The organism is Pullulanibacillus sp. KACC 23026 (genome assembly GCF_029094525.1).
GTDB lineage: Bacteria > Bacillota > Bacilli > Bacillales > Sporolactobacillaceae > KACC-23026.
This window is the reverse complement of sequence record NZ_CP119107.1, coordinates 3,543,004-3,555,659: the sequence shown is the minus strand read 5'-3', so window position 1 is coordinate 3,555,659 and position 12,656 is coordinate 3,543,004. Positions and strand designations below refer to the sequence as shown.

General features: G+C 39.7%; 11 protein-coding genes. All 11 read left to right on the top strand.

Annotation, left to right across the window (positions count from 1 at the left end; genetic code table 11):
- Positions 1-16 precede the first annotated feature (16 nt).
- The 11 genes from PU629_RS16550 to PU629_RS16500 all read left to right on the top strand — a co-directional run bounded on the left by PU629_RS16550 (position 17) and on the right by PU629_RS16500 (position 12,643).
- Entirely contained in the window at positions 17-2,416 is a 2,400-nt protein-coding gene (locus PU629_RS16550; RefSeq protein ID WP_275281150.1) for a glycoside hydrolase family 95 protein, read from the top strand.
- A gap of 18 nt (positions 2,417-2,434) precedes the next feature.
- The gene (locus tag PU629_RS16545) at positions 2,435-3,133 is read left to right on the top strand and encodes a GDSL-type esterase/lipase family protein (RefSeq protein WP_275281149.1); all 699 of its coding nucleotides are present in this window, start codon (positions 2,435-2,437) and stop codon (positions 3,131-3,133) included.
- A gap of 37 nt (positions 3,134-3,170) precedes the next feature.
- A complete protein-coding gene (locus PU629_RS16540; protein WP_275281148.1) occupies positions 3,171-4,169 on the top strand; it encodes a family 43 glycosylhydrolase in 999 nt (332 codons plus the stop codon).
- 51 nt (positions 4,170-4,220) lie between these two features.
- A complete protein-coding gene (locus PU629_RS16535) occupies positions 4,221-4,919 on the top strand; it encodes a YesL family protein (RefSeq protein ID WP_275281147.1) in 699 nt (232 codons plus the stop codon).
- Positions 4,920-5,006: 87 nt separating this feature from the next.
- Entirely contained in the window at positions 5,007-6,152 is a 1,146-nt protein-coding gene (locus PU629_RS16530; RefSeq protein WP_275281146.1) for an ABC transporter substrate-binding protein, read from the top strand.
- Entirely contained in the window at positions 6,149-7,294 is a 1,146-nt protein-coding gene (locus PU629_RS16525) for a CaiB/BaiF CoA transferase family protein (protein WP_275281145.1), read from the top strand. Before PU629_RS16530 ends, PU629_RS16525 begins: the two co-directional genes overlap by 4 nt.
- 22 nt (positions 7,295-7,316) lie before the next feature.
- On the top strand, positions 7,317-8,465 hold the full coding sequence (locus tag PU629_RS16520) for a CaiB/BaiF CoA transferase family protein (RefSeq protein ID WP_275281144.1): 1,149 nt from the start codon (positions 7,317-7,319) through the stop codon (positions 8,463-8,465).
- Positions 8,466-8,523: 58 nt separating this feature from the next.
- Entirely contained in the window at positions 8,524-9,372 is an 849-nt protein-coding gene (locus PU629_RS16515; RefSeq protein WP_275281143.1) for an amidohydrolase family protein, read from the top strand.
- A 44-nt stretch (positions 9,373-9,416) separates the two neighbouring features.
- Positions 9,417-9,863 (top strand): MaoC family dehydratase, encoded by a 447-nt coding sequence (locus PU629_RS16510; RefSeq protein ID WP_275281142.1) that lies wholly within the window; start codon positions 9,417-9,419, stop codon positions 9,861-9,863.
- 18 nt (positions 9,864-9,881) lie between these two features.
- Positions 9,882-10,970: a Gfo/Idh/MocA family protein gene (locus PU629_RS16505; RefSeq protein WP_275281141.1), complete on the top strand. Its 1,089-nt coding sequence runs from the start codon at positions 9,882-9,884 to the stop codon at positions 10,968-10,970.
- A gap of 194 nt (positions 10,971-11,164) precedes the next feature.
- Positions 11,165-12,643 (top strand): glycoside hydrolase family protein, encoded by a 1,479-nt coding sequence (locus PU629_RS16500; RefSeq protein ID WP_275281140.1) that lies wholly within the window; start codon positions 11,165-11,167, stop codon positions 12,641-12,643.
- Positions 12,644-12,656 lie beyond the last annotated feature (13 nt).

The window sequence follows — 12,656 nt, the reverse complement described above, 5'->3', positions numbered from 1 at the left end:
GGAAAGGAAGAATCAGATGACTAAGAAAGATTTGCTTCTATGGTATTCCAAACCAGCGGAAGAATGGGTAGAGTCTCTTCCTATTGGGAATGGTCGCCTTGGCGGAATGATCTATGGCGGTATCAAAAACGAACGCATTTCACTAAACGAGGATACTTTATGGTCCGGCATGCCAAGAGAAGAGGATCAATCGGAAGCAGTTAAATACTTGGATGAGGTGCGGCATCTAATTTCCTTAGGGCAATATAGGGATGCGCAAACCATTATTGAAAATCACATGCTCGGCCCATGGTCACATGCATACCAAGCCATGGGTGATTTGTGGATCGAATTCAAAAGTGGATCGACTGTTCAAGACTATAAGAGAACATTAGATTTACGAACGGCTCTTTCAACTTCTGAGTTCACTCATAACTCTATTAGATATAAACGAGAGTCATTCGTATCGGCAGTTGATCAAGTTATGGTCATCCGTCTGGAGAGTGATCAGAAGGGCAAAATTAATTTTGAAACCATGTTGACAAGCCCTCTTAATCATCAAGTTAAAAAGGTAGGGCGTGATCACGTGATGATGGAGGGTGTTGCACCAAGTTACGTAGAGCCGATAGAAAAAAACAACCAAGATCTCGTTGTTTATGAAGAAAAAAAAGGCATTCGTTTTCAGACCCATTTAAAAGTGATCCCTGAAGGCGGCCATATTGAAACGGATGGAGCAGTACTCGCTGTTAAATCGGCTGATTCAGTTACGTTATTACTTTCGTCTGCCACAAGTTTCAATGGATTTGATAAAAATCCAGTAACGGAAGGGAAAGATCCTTTTCCCATTTGTACAAAATGGTTAACCGATGCCAGTCGTTTAACGTATCAAGAATTGCGTGAGCGACACATAGAAGATTACGAACGTTTCTTTAATCGAGTGGAATTAGAATTAAGCGATAACGGTTTTGAGGACCTTCCAACTGACGAACGGATTATGGCTGTCCGTGGGGGGGGAGAAGATCCGTATTTAGCCGAATTGTTTTTTCAGTTTGGGCGTTATTTATTGATTTGCAGCTCAAGACCCCATACTCAACCGGCAACTTTGCAGGGGATTTGGAACAACATGACACGTCCACCATGGGCATGTAATTATACAACTAATATAAATACAGAAATGAATTATTGGTTAGCTGAAACGTGCCATTTAGCGGAGTTCCATGAGCCTTTATTTGATATGTTAGAGGATTTAAGATTAACAGGAAGCAAAATGGTGAAAACACATTACAATTGTCGGGGGTGGTCGGCTCACCACGCTGTGGATTTATGGAGAACGGCTACCCCTCAAGGTGGACCTTCAAAAGGACCGGCTAGTTGGGCATTTTGGCCAATGGCCGGACCTTGGCTATGTCAGCATTTATGGGAACATTACGCTTTTGGAAAAAGCAAAGTATTTTTAAAAAATAAAGCGTATCCATTAATGAAAGAATCGGCTCTATTTTGTTTGGATTACCTTACAGAAGATGAAAATGGCTATCTTGTTTCGAGTCCATCGACTTCTCCAGAAAATACATTTTTATCATCAAATGGAGAGCCTGCTGCTGTCAGCATGAGTTCGACAATGGATATCGCCATTATGAGGGAGCTTTTTACCCATTGTATTGAAGCTTCAAACCTTCTAGATATAGACCATGAACTTAGAAGTGAACTCGAAAGTGCCAGGGATCGGCTGTTACCCTTCCAAATTGGCAAAGAAGGTCAACTCCAGGAGTGGTTCAAGGATTTTGAAGAAGCTGAACCGGGACATCGGCATACGGCGCATCTTTATCCTTTGCATCCTGGTAACCAAATCACATTACGGAGTACGCCAGAGTTAGCCAAAGCGGTACGTGTAAGTCTGGAGCGGAGACGTCTGCATGAAGGGAAAGATACTATTGGCTGGGTTTTTGCTTGGTACATTAATTTTTATGCCAGGTTAGAAGATCCTGAAACAGCGTATGAGTACCTCCAAAAATTACTAGGTAATCCGCATCCTAATTTATTCAATGCCCATCGTCATCCTAAGCTGACTTTTCATCCCTTAACAATCGAAGCGAATTTTGCTGCAACAGCGGGCATTGTTGAAATGCTGTTACAAAGTCATGAAGGAGAACTCCATCTGCTCCCCGCACTTCCAAAGGCATGGAAGAAAGGGAAGATTAGTGGGATTCGTGCAAGAGGTGGATACGAACTCGATATCGAATGGCAAAATGGGGACTTATCCAGTGCCTTAATCAAATCAGCCTTTGATGGAGTTTGTAAGGTTCGCACAAAAACACCTGTTACGGTTGACAAAGCTGAAATGGTTAATGACTGTTCAGACGTTATTCAGTTTAATGTTAAAGCTGGGGAGTCCTATCAACTAAAATCAATTCAAAAGCAAATTGAACAAATAAATTAAAGATTGGGGGAGAGAAAAATGAATAGGCCGGAACTAATAAGACCAGGGATGTTTGGTGGCATTGTTTCTGCAGATACAAGACGCAATGTATTTGATTACCATAATGAAGTTATAGTGGCGCATAACGCGTCAATTGATTTTGTATTTATTGGAGACTCGATCACAGATATGTGGGATCTTGAAACGTATTTTGGTAGGAGTGGAAGACGCATTGTAAATCGTGGGATTGGCGGTGATATGACGCCTTACGTTAAAAGACGCTTTGAAGCGGATGTTATTCAACTCAAGCCTACCTATACGGTAATAAAGATTGGAATCAATAACACTTGGGCATTAGATGCCTGGAATAAGAAGGATTTAAGAACAGCTGATTCAATAAGAGATGAACTTTTAAATGATATCAAGGACATGGTGCAGTTAGCAATGGATGCCGGAATTAAACCAATTGTCTGTTCATTGCTTCCAACCTGTATTGCAACAAATAAACAAACCGAGGCCAGAAATGATCTTGTCATTGAAATTAATAAGCAATTAAAAGAACAAACTGAAAATCAAAATGGGATCTTCATCAACTATCATTCTTCTATGACAGATAATAGTGGAAAGGCTTTGAGAGAGGAATTGGCGGACGATGGCTTACATCCAAATGTTTTAGGCTATGACATAATGGCGGAAGTTTTGCGCCGTGAGCTTAAAATGCATGAAATAGAAATTTAAGGTTAGGTAAATGACTTAAGAATAGGGGAGATAAGCGATGAATATTGAACCTTATTTAACACCGTACAAGTATGGGAAACCAGTGTTAGTTGGTTCTGGAAAAGAAGGGCATTTCGATAAAGATGCCGTGGATTGTCCTTTTGTCTTTCGTCATAATGATCAATTTTACATGATGTATGTAGGTTTCGACGGAGTTGGTTATCAAACTGGTTTAGCTATAAGTGATGACTTATTAAATTGGAAACCAAAAGGTGTGATTTTAAAACGAGGCGAAGGAGCCGGCTGGGATTCCGTAAGCGTAGCCGGGACGTGGATTTTAAAGGAACACGGATTAAATGAACCTCCAGTTCTTAAAAAGTGGAAAAATAAATATTGGCTTGTCTATCATGCCTATCCAAATGAGGGATATGAAGAAGGGTCTGCGAAAATTGGTCTAGCTTGGACCGAGGATGAAGAATTGTTGACGTGGCATCGGTTAGAGGAACCTATTCTTGTTCCTGAAGAAGGGGCAAATTGGGAAAAAGCGGGACTCTATAAAGAGTGCTTAATCGAACAGGATGGGAAGTTTTATCTTTTTTATAATGCAAAAAATAAAAAAGAGAAATGGATTGAACAAACGGGTGTAGCCTTTTCTGATAACTTGGTAGATTGGCAAAGATACGCTGATAATCCTATCCTTCCTGTATCTGAAGAAGGGACATGGGATAGTAAGTTTGCGAGTGATCCATGTGTTCTTCAAAATGGGGAGGAATGGGTCATGTATTACTTTGGCTACGATTATAAAAAAGCTGAAGAAGGCTTGGCGTTTTCAAAAGATCTTCTTAACTGGGAAAAATATCCTGAACCTATTCTTCAAGTTGGTGAAGCGAATGAGATTGATGCCACCTTTGCTCATAAGCCTTCAGTCATCACGCACAACGGTGTTTTGTATCATTTCTATTGTGCAAGTCGAAAATCAAAGGAAGGCGACCGAACAGTAAATTGGGGAACTGAATTTCGGACTATAAGTGTAGCGGCATCCAAGAACATCTTTTAACTTTTATACAACTAGAAAACTTAGTTGGTTTATTAGATCGGAGGAGGAACGATGAAAGTTCTAGGGATGGCAGGAGGGATTTATAGGGCGTGTGAATGGGTGATGCGATTCGCTTCTCTCAATTTGATTTGGGTAATAGTTAATCTTCCCATTGCGCTCTTGATTATAAATCTATTAAATGCTAACCAATTATCTCAAGTGATCTTTTCCTACGCTGCAATTGGGGTGCTCATTCCATTTCTTATTTTTCCTTCAACAACCGCTGTATTTGGAGTTGTTCGAAAATGGGTGATGAAAGAAGGAGACATTAAAGTTTGGCATTCCTTTTTTAACTTTTACAAGGAAAACTATCTTAAGAGTATGAGTGGCGGATTGGTCATTACCTTGATGTGGTTTATTGTAACCTTTTATTTGTATTCGCTTTATTTACACCTAGGGCTTGGTTTATTACCTGTTTATATTTTGATATATGTCGTCTTGTCTGTATTTACCTTGCATTTCTTTTCACTAACAGTCCATTTTGATATTAAACTTCTTTCAACTTTTAAAAATTCTTTCTTAATTACGATTGGACGACCGATTAATACGTTAGGGATGGCTTTAGTAAGTTGTTTGATCGTGTTTCTTAGTGTTAAGATTGTGAGTTTTTTTCTCCCATTTTTTATTGTCTCATTGATCGCCTATCCTTCGTTTTTAGGCTTTTACTCGCATCTTAGGAGAGTAAACAACTTAAGAGAGGTTAATCCATAAGGTAAGCATGGCGAGATTCGATCTCGTCTTTCTTTTAATAGGTGACTAAATCAGGTTGATCTTATTCGAGTGATGGAGGAGTTTGTAATGGTTAAATTAAAAGGAATTACTTGGAATCATAGTCGTGGTTATACGTCCATCGTGGCAACCTCCCAAAGATTTATGGAGATCAATCCAAACGTTGAAATAACTTGGGATAAGCGGTCTCTTCAAGAATTTGCGGATTACCCAATAGACGAGCTTGCCGAAAAATATGATTTGCTTGTTATTGACCATCCGTGGGCGGGTTTTGCTGCAGATAAAGGGATATTACTAAGGTTAGAAAAGTATTTACCCAAGAGCTATTTACAAGACCAAGCAGAAAATTCGGTAGGGAAATCCTTTGAAAGTTATAACTTTGATGGGTACCAAAGTGCTTTAGTCATTGATGCAGCTGCTCCAGTCGCCACGTATCGTCCAGATTTATTTGAAAAGGAAAATCGACCATTACCTAAAACCTGGGAAGATTTAATAGAGTTAGCGAAAGAAAAGAAAGTGGTGTATGCAGGTTATCCAATTAATAACTTAATGGAATTTTATATGATGTGCCGCACTCAAGACGGCTATCTTTTTAACGGATCCGAGGTTGTCAATCAAGAATTAGGCATTCAGGTATTAGAACAATTGCGGGAGCTTGCAAGCTATTGTACAGATGAAATGTTTGACTGGGAACCTATAAGTGTTTATGAAGCCATGTCTACAAGAGATGATTTATTTTATTGTCCATTTGCTTATGGATACTCGAATTATTCAAGAGAAGGTTATGCCAAGAATCTTCTGATCTCAACGGATCTTATTGAATTAAATGGGAAAAAACTTATCTCGACTCTTGGTGGAACGGGACTGGCCATATCAAATAACTGTAAAAAGTTAGATAAAGCCATTGATTTTGTCAAGTATGCGGCTTCACCGGATATTCAAAGAACGCTCTATTTTGAAAATGGCGGGCAGCCAGGACACCGAAAAGCTTGGCTAGACACAGAGGTAAATCGAAGAACACATCATTTTTTTAAAGCCACACTTCCAGCACTTGATAGAGCCTATTTAAGGCCGCGTTATAGCGGTTATTTCCATTTCCAGGATCACGCTGGGGATTTGATTAGGGATTATGTCCGTTATGGTGGGAAGCCGGACAAAGTAATGGATCAGTTAAATAACTTCTATCAAGAATCTTTACAAGGTGAGCGTGTATGAAGCCGCTCAACGGAATTCTTGTATTGGATTTCAGTCAATTTTTATCAGGACCATCTGCTGCTTTAAGGCTTGCAGATTTAGGAGCAAGGGTAATCAAAATTGAACGGCCTGGAACTGGTGATCTTAGTCGGAAACTTTCTTTAAAAAATTTAGTTGTAGATGGAGATAGTATTGTATTTCACGCCATAAATCGAAATAAAGAAAGTTTTACCGCCAATTTAAAAGATCCCTATGAATTAAACCTTGTTAAACAATTAATACAAAGAGCAGATGTTTTGATTGAGAATTTTCGTCCAGGTGTTATGGAGAAGATCGGATTGGGTTATGAGGAGGTTCAGGCTCTTAATCCAAGATTAGTCTACGGGTCTGTTACAGGTTACGGTAAAGAGGGGCCATGGAAAAATAAGCCAGGTCAAGATTTGCTTGTTCAGGCGTTATCGGGAATGACGTGGCTTAATGGCAACAAGGATCAGCCACCTGTTCCCTTTGGTCTTTCGGTAGCAGATATGTACGCGGGGGCTCATCTCGTCCAAGGTATTTTAGCTTGTTTAGTTCGACGGGCCAAGACGAATGAAGGCGGGCGGGTTGAAGTCAGTTTATTAGAATCGATTCTCGATTTACAATTTGAAGTTCTCACAACGTTCTTAAATGATGGCGGTCAATTACCAGAAAGGAGCGCTATTAATAACGCTCATGCTTATCTCGGTGCACCATATGGCATTTTCGAGACAAAAGATCACTTCATAGCCATAGCAATGGGCTCAGTAATAGAGTTAGGCCAGATATTAGATTGCCATGAACTAACCACTTATTCTAATCCAGACTCTTGGTTTGAAAAAAGAGACGAGATTAAAGGATTGCTTGTTGAGCATTTAAGAACAAAAACGACGAAAGAGTGGGTTGAACGGCTTGAATCGGCAAATTATTGGTGCTCTGAAGTTCTACAATGGAATCAGTTGATCGATCATGAAGGATTTAAGGTATTGGATATGCTTCAGGATATTTCACGATTTAGTGAGAATGAGCTGATTACAACGAGATGTCCTATTCGGATCAACAATCAACTCTTAAAATCGAGCAAATGGGCACCTAAGCTTGGGGAAGATACAGAGAACATCAAGTTGGAATTTTATTTAAATTAAGAAGGAGTGTTGGATGCCTTATATGAAGCCATTATGTGACTTATTGGTTCTTGACTTTAGTCAATTTTTGTCCGGCCCTTCAGCTGCTTTGAGATTGTCGGATCTTGGGGCGAGAGTAATCAAAATTGAACGGCCTGAAAGCGGTGATATATGCAGAAGTCTATATATATCGAATTTAGAGTTAGATGGAGACAGCACGCTGTTTCACTCCATTAATCGAAACAAAGAAGGAATTGCTCTTGATTTAAAAGACCCAAAGAGCGTTAACTTGTTACAACAATTAATTGCCAAAGCAGATATTTTAATAGAAAATTTTCGGCCAGGAGTAATGAAACGACTCGATTTAGATTATGAAACGGTTAAGCAAATAAACCCCAGTATTATATATGGGGAAATTACAGGTTATGGGTATGATGGACCATGGGCTTCAAAGCCAGGGCAGGATTTGCTTGTACAATCCTTATCGGGGCTAGGTTATTTGAATGGAAATTCAGATCAACCGCCTGTTCCGTTCGGGTTATCAGTCATCGATATGATGGCGGGGGCCCAGTTGACCCAAGGAATTCTTGCTTGTTTAGTTCAGAGATCGATTACGGGTAACGGTAGTTTCGTTCAAGTCAGTCTCCTTGAAGCCGCATTAGATTTACAATTTGAAGTTTTAACCACCTATTTAAACGATCAAATGGAGTTACCAAAAAGAAGTGCTTTCAATAACGCCAATGTTTATCTCGGTGCACCATATGGGGTTTATGAAACAAAGGATGGTTACCTTGCATTAGCTATGGGATCCATTATAGAACTTTCAGAATTACTTTCTTGCGAGCTACTTAAAGAATTTAAAGAACCTAGTCAATGGTTTGACGAAAGAGATCGAATTAAACGTTTGCTAGCAGATCATTTAAAAACCAATACAACAGCTTATTGGCTAAACAGGCTCGAGCCAGCTGATTATTGGTGTGCTGAAGTGTTATCTTGGAAGGAATTGGTTCAACAAGAAGGTTTCAAGGTGCTGGATATGGTCCAAAACGTATCGCGAGATCAAACCGTTAGCCTGCTTACTACAAGATGCCCGATAAGAATTGATGGGGAAATCTATAAATCTCCTTTAGCCTCACCGCGAATTGGCCAAGATAACCTAAGAATTTTCAAAGAAATGTTGAATCAAGTTTAAAAATGAGCGAATTAGGACTAAAAAGATGCACTAAAAAGTTATTTAGAGGAGTCGAAACATGATTATTGATTCTCATCAACATTTTTGGAATTTCGATTGGCTTCATTATGCTTGGCCTACAGAAGAAGAAAAGAAGATTTATCGTAATATAGAAGCCTCTGAACTCGAACCATTGTTGAAAAAAGCCGGTATTGACAAAACGATCACTGTACAAGCCGATGATTCATATGCGGATACAGTTTACATGCTTGATACGGCTGAGAAGAAAGATTGGGTTGCAGGTGTAGTCGGATGGGTACCACTAAATAAACCAGATGAAGCACATCGAAAATTAGAGGAATTTACTAAAAATCCCTATTTTAAAGGGGTGCGACATCTGATCCATATGTATGAGGATACAAATTGGATTGTTAAGAATGAGGTTATAGAAGGATTAAAAGTGTTGGCTTCCTTCAATATTCCGTTTGATTTCGTGGCCATTTTCCCTGATCATTTAAATCATGTGCCAACCTTAGCGGAAAAAATCCCGAATTTAAAACTGGTGATTGATCACCTTGCAAAACCGCCGATTAAAGAAAAAAAGATTGAAGAATGGGCACTCCAAATGAGTCGAGTTGCTGAGTATCCAAATGTTTATACAAAAGTATCTGGATTAAATACGGCTGCTCACTGGGATACTTGGTCTTTTGAAGATCTTAATCCCTATCTTGATGTCGCCTTTGATCTCTTTGGGGCAAATCGCCTAATGTTTGGGAGTGATTGGCCTGTTGCTAATTTAGCAGGTGGTTATTTGAAAGTTCTGAATGAGATCAAGAAAGCATTAGGTGAGCGAACAAAGGAAGAACTCGATCATTTTTTTTGGAAAACAGCAAATGAGTTTTATCATTTAAAACTTGAAAATAATTAGCGAAGATAGTCGGAGGTTTGAGTATATAAAGGGAGGATTGTCCATTGTTACAAACAAAATATTATGAAGATTATGACCTTGGCAATCAGAGAGAAACGATTGGTCGAACTATAACTGAAACGGATATTGTTCTTCATGCGGGACAGACAGGTGATTTTTTTCCTCATCACATGGATGCCGAATGGTGCAAAACAACTGAGTTTAAACAGAGAATTGCTCATGGGACATTAATTTTTTCAATTGGCGTTGGGATGACCGCAACGGTTATTAACCCCGCTGCTTTCTCGTATGGTTATGATCGGTTGAGATTTATTAAACCTGTTTTGATCAATGACACGATTAAAGTTCAAGTCAGTATAAAAGACAAACACGATGATCCTAAGCGACCGGAATTCGGTAGGGTTGTTGAATTGGTAGAAGTTTTAAATCAAAAGAATGAAACGGTCTTTGTCTGTGATCATATATTACTAGTCGAAAAAAGAGAAAAATGAGCGGGGGTGATGGACATAATGATGGACGTTAACCAGCTTGACTTGGACTATCTCCCGAAATTGCCCCAAAATAAAATGATGGGAATAGGGATTATTGGAGCAGGAGAGATTGTAAGAGAAGCTCACTTACCGGCTTACAAGCTAGCGGGATTCCATGTCGTAGCGTTGTCAGATCTCATAAAGGAACGGGCCAAAACGCTGGCACAACAATTTGAGATTTCTAATGTGTATGCCAACGCTGAGCAAGTCATTAATGATCCCGAAGTTAAAATTGTGGATATTGCCATTCCGGCGCAATTTCAGCCCGAAATGGTTGAAATGGCAGCCAAGGCGGGGAAGCATGTCTTATGTCAAAAACCTTTAGGGGATACGCTTGCTTCGGCACGGAAAATTGTGAAATTGTGCAAGACCTATAAAATTAAAGGGGCTGTCAATCAACAAATGAGATGGGCTCCGGGAATTAAAGCAAGCAAAACGATCATTGACAGAGGATGGTTAGGCGACTTAACACAGGCTACTATTCAAGTGAATGTTCATACCCCTTTTGAAGGATGGTCATTCCTTAAAGAAATCGACACATTAGAGGTTATGTACCATAGCATTCACTATATGGATGCCATTCGCTATCTCTTTGGAACACCTGAGTTTATCTACGCAGATGGAATGACCTATCCGGGCCAAAAGGTAAAAGGTGAAACCAGAACAATGATTAACATGGAGTATCCAGGTTTTAAAAGAGGCCTGATTCATGATAACCATAACAATTGGGCAACAGAAGATGATTGGTATGCCACCTTTCGATTTGAAGGTACGGAGGGGATTATAAAAGGAACAAATGGCGCTCTTTATAATTATCCAATGGGTAGAGAGGACACGCTCCGCTTTTTATCCAAAAAGGTGGATCCGAACGATTGGTTTTCTCCTATATTAGAGGGGAAATGGTTCCCGCATGCGTTTATGGGGACCATGGGAGAATTAATGTGTGCGATTGAAGAAGATCGAGAACCTGAAAATAGTGCAGAAGATAATCTGAAGACGCTTCAAATGGTCTTTGCAACCTATTTATCTATGAAAGAAAAAAGACGAGTTGAAGTCGCGGCTCTTTAGTTTTACAAAGAACAAAGGAGGAGGGATCGAATGATCTACCTCCTTTTTATAAAACTGTTCGTTTCTTCAAAATGAACACTAGAACCTTATTAATGTTCAATTTTGGTATTTGTAGATCCATGCGACAATTAAAGAGATGATTCAGGAAGATTCTACGATTTGATAGCGCTTACCGAAAATTGGGGGGGTCAAAAATGGAACTAGAAAAGCACTATATTCCCGATACATTGATGCTTGAAGAGAGAGCCAAAGCTGTCATGAATTGCATTATAGGAATGGCGGATGAAGATTATAATTATATTCCGTTTTTTAATGCTAATTTAGTAGAAAAACCGGCCCATATGACTCATGGAGATTGGGATTTTGGATCAAGCCATGGTCGCTTAATTGATGCCTTGACATTAGCCAGAACTATGACAGGTGAGACTTTTGGGGAAGAAGTAGAAGAAAAGTATAAGGAAAATTTATTGAGCTTCTTTAAGGAAGACGGAATGAACTATCGCCTGCCTGAGGTTATAGTTGGAGATCCGACGGCAAATATGATTGATCAACGCGCTGTTATTTTAGCCCTTACAAGCTGGTATTTAACAACAAAAGACCCTAAAGCAAAAGAAGCAGCGGATAAGCATGTTGCGGCTCTGAAACGTATTGCAATAAAGGAGAAAGATGTGTGGTATTATCCAGCCTCTGAATATACAGAAAAGGGATGGCCTTCAAAAAATGCTGTACATATCCGATTGGCACCAGATCCGGCTTCTTTTTGCGGTCGGTTAATGATGCCTCTTTTAAAATACCACGAAGCAACGGGTAATCAAGATGCTCTGGAATTATGTGAATTTTTTTCTGCTCTTATTATTCATAGAAGCGGGGTCTTTAATGAAGATGGCAGTTTCAATGCATCCTTAGCTTATAGGAGTGGTCACTTCCATACTAGAATCGGGACACTTGAATCACTTGCCCGTTATGCCGGGTTTACACGAGATGCTTCCATTACTCATTTTGTTAAGAAAAGCTATGATTGGGTTTTAAAACAATGTACGGCGTTTGGATGGACACCTGGTGATTTACAAGAACAAGCCTATGAACATGAAACCTGTTCTCTGGTCGATTTAATAGCGACTGGCATTGCTTTGGCCCATAGCGGTTATAGCGAATATTGGGGCGTTGTCGAAAGATTTATAAGAAATCATTTAACGGAGTCCCAGTTATTAGATCTTGATTGGGTTGAGCAGCGAGAAGATAAATCGATGGATGAACCCGGTTATAAGACCTACTATAAAGTGGCGGAACGATCACGAGGTGCTTTCGCGGGGTATTCGGCACCTAATGATTTTGCTTGTGATGTGAACCATGGGAGAGGACATACGAGTGATTTGCAGTTATGCTGTATCGGCTCAGGGACAAGAGGGCTATTCATGGGTTGGAGTAATACTGTAACAGAACATAATGGAACCGTTCGTGTCAACTTCCTCTTAAACAGAGGGTCAAGATGGTTAGATGTTTATAGCTATTTGCCGCATGAAGGCCGTGTCGAACTTAAGATCAATCAAGATATTGGAAATTTAGAAATCAGAATACCAAAGTGGGCGGGATATAATAAGGTAAGAGTTGAACGGGAATGGGAAGGACAACAACGTATTCAAACTGGAAGAGATGCGAGTTCGTGGATATAGGAATGTTTCTATA

What these genes read in the sequence shown, in the direction of transcription:
- PU629_RS16505 (WP_275281141.1), top strand. Translation starts at nt 9,882, where the DNA reads ATGATGGACGTTAACCAGCTTGACTTGGACTATCTCCCGAAATTGCCC.
- PU629_RS16535 (WP_275281147.1), top strand. Translation starts at nt 4,221, where the DNA reads ATGAAAGTTCTAGGGATGGCAGGAGGGATTTATAGGGCGTGTGAATGG.
- PU629_RS16520 (WP_275281144.1), top strand. Translation starts at nt 7,317, where the DNA reads ATGAAGCCATTATGTGACTTATTGGTTCTTGACTTTAGTCAATTTTTG.
- PU629_RS16515 (WP_275281143.1), top strand. Translation starts at nt 8,524, where the DNA reads ATGATTATTGATTCTCATCAACATTTTTGGAATTTCGATTGGCTTCAT.
- PU629_RS16550 (WP_275281150.1), top strand. Translation starts at nt 17, where the DNA reads ATGACTAAGAAAGATTTGCTTCTATGGTATTCCAAACCAGCGGAAGAA.
- PU629_RS16530 (WP_275281146.1), top strand. Translation starts at nt 5,007, where the DNA reads ATGGTTAAATTAAAAGGAATTACTTGGAATCATAGTCGTGGTTATACG.
- PU629_RS16500 (WP_275281140.1), top strand. Translation starts at nt 11,165, where the DNA reads ATGGAACTAGAAAAGCACTATATTCCCGATACATTGATGCTTGAAGAG.
- PU629_RS16545 (WP_275281149.1), top strand. Translation starts at nt 2,435, where the DNA reads ATGAATAGGCCGGAACTAATAAGACCAGGGATGTTTGGTGGCATTGTT.
- PU629_RS16540 (WP_275281148.1), top strand. Translation starts at nt 3,171, where the DNA reads ATGAATATTGAACCTTATTTAACACCGTACAAGTATGGGAAACCAGTG.
- PU629_RS16525 (WP_275281145.1), top strand. Translation starts at nt 6,149, where the DNA reads ATGAAGCCGCTCAACGGAATTCTTGTATTGGATTTCAGTCAATTTTTA.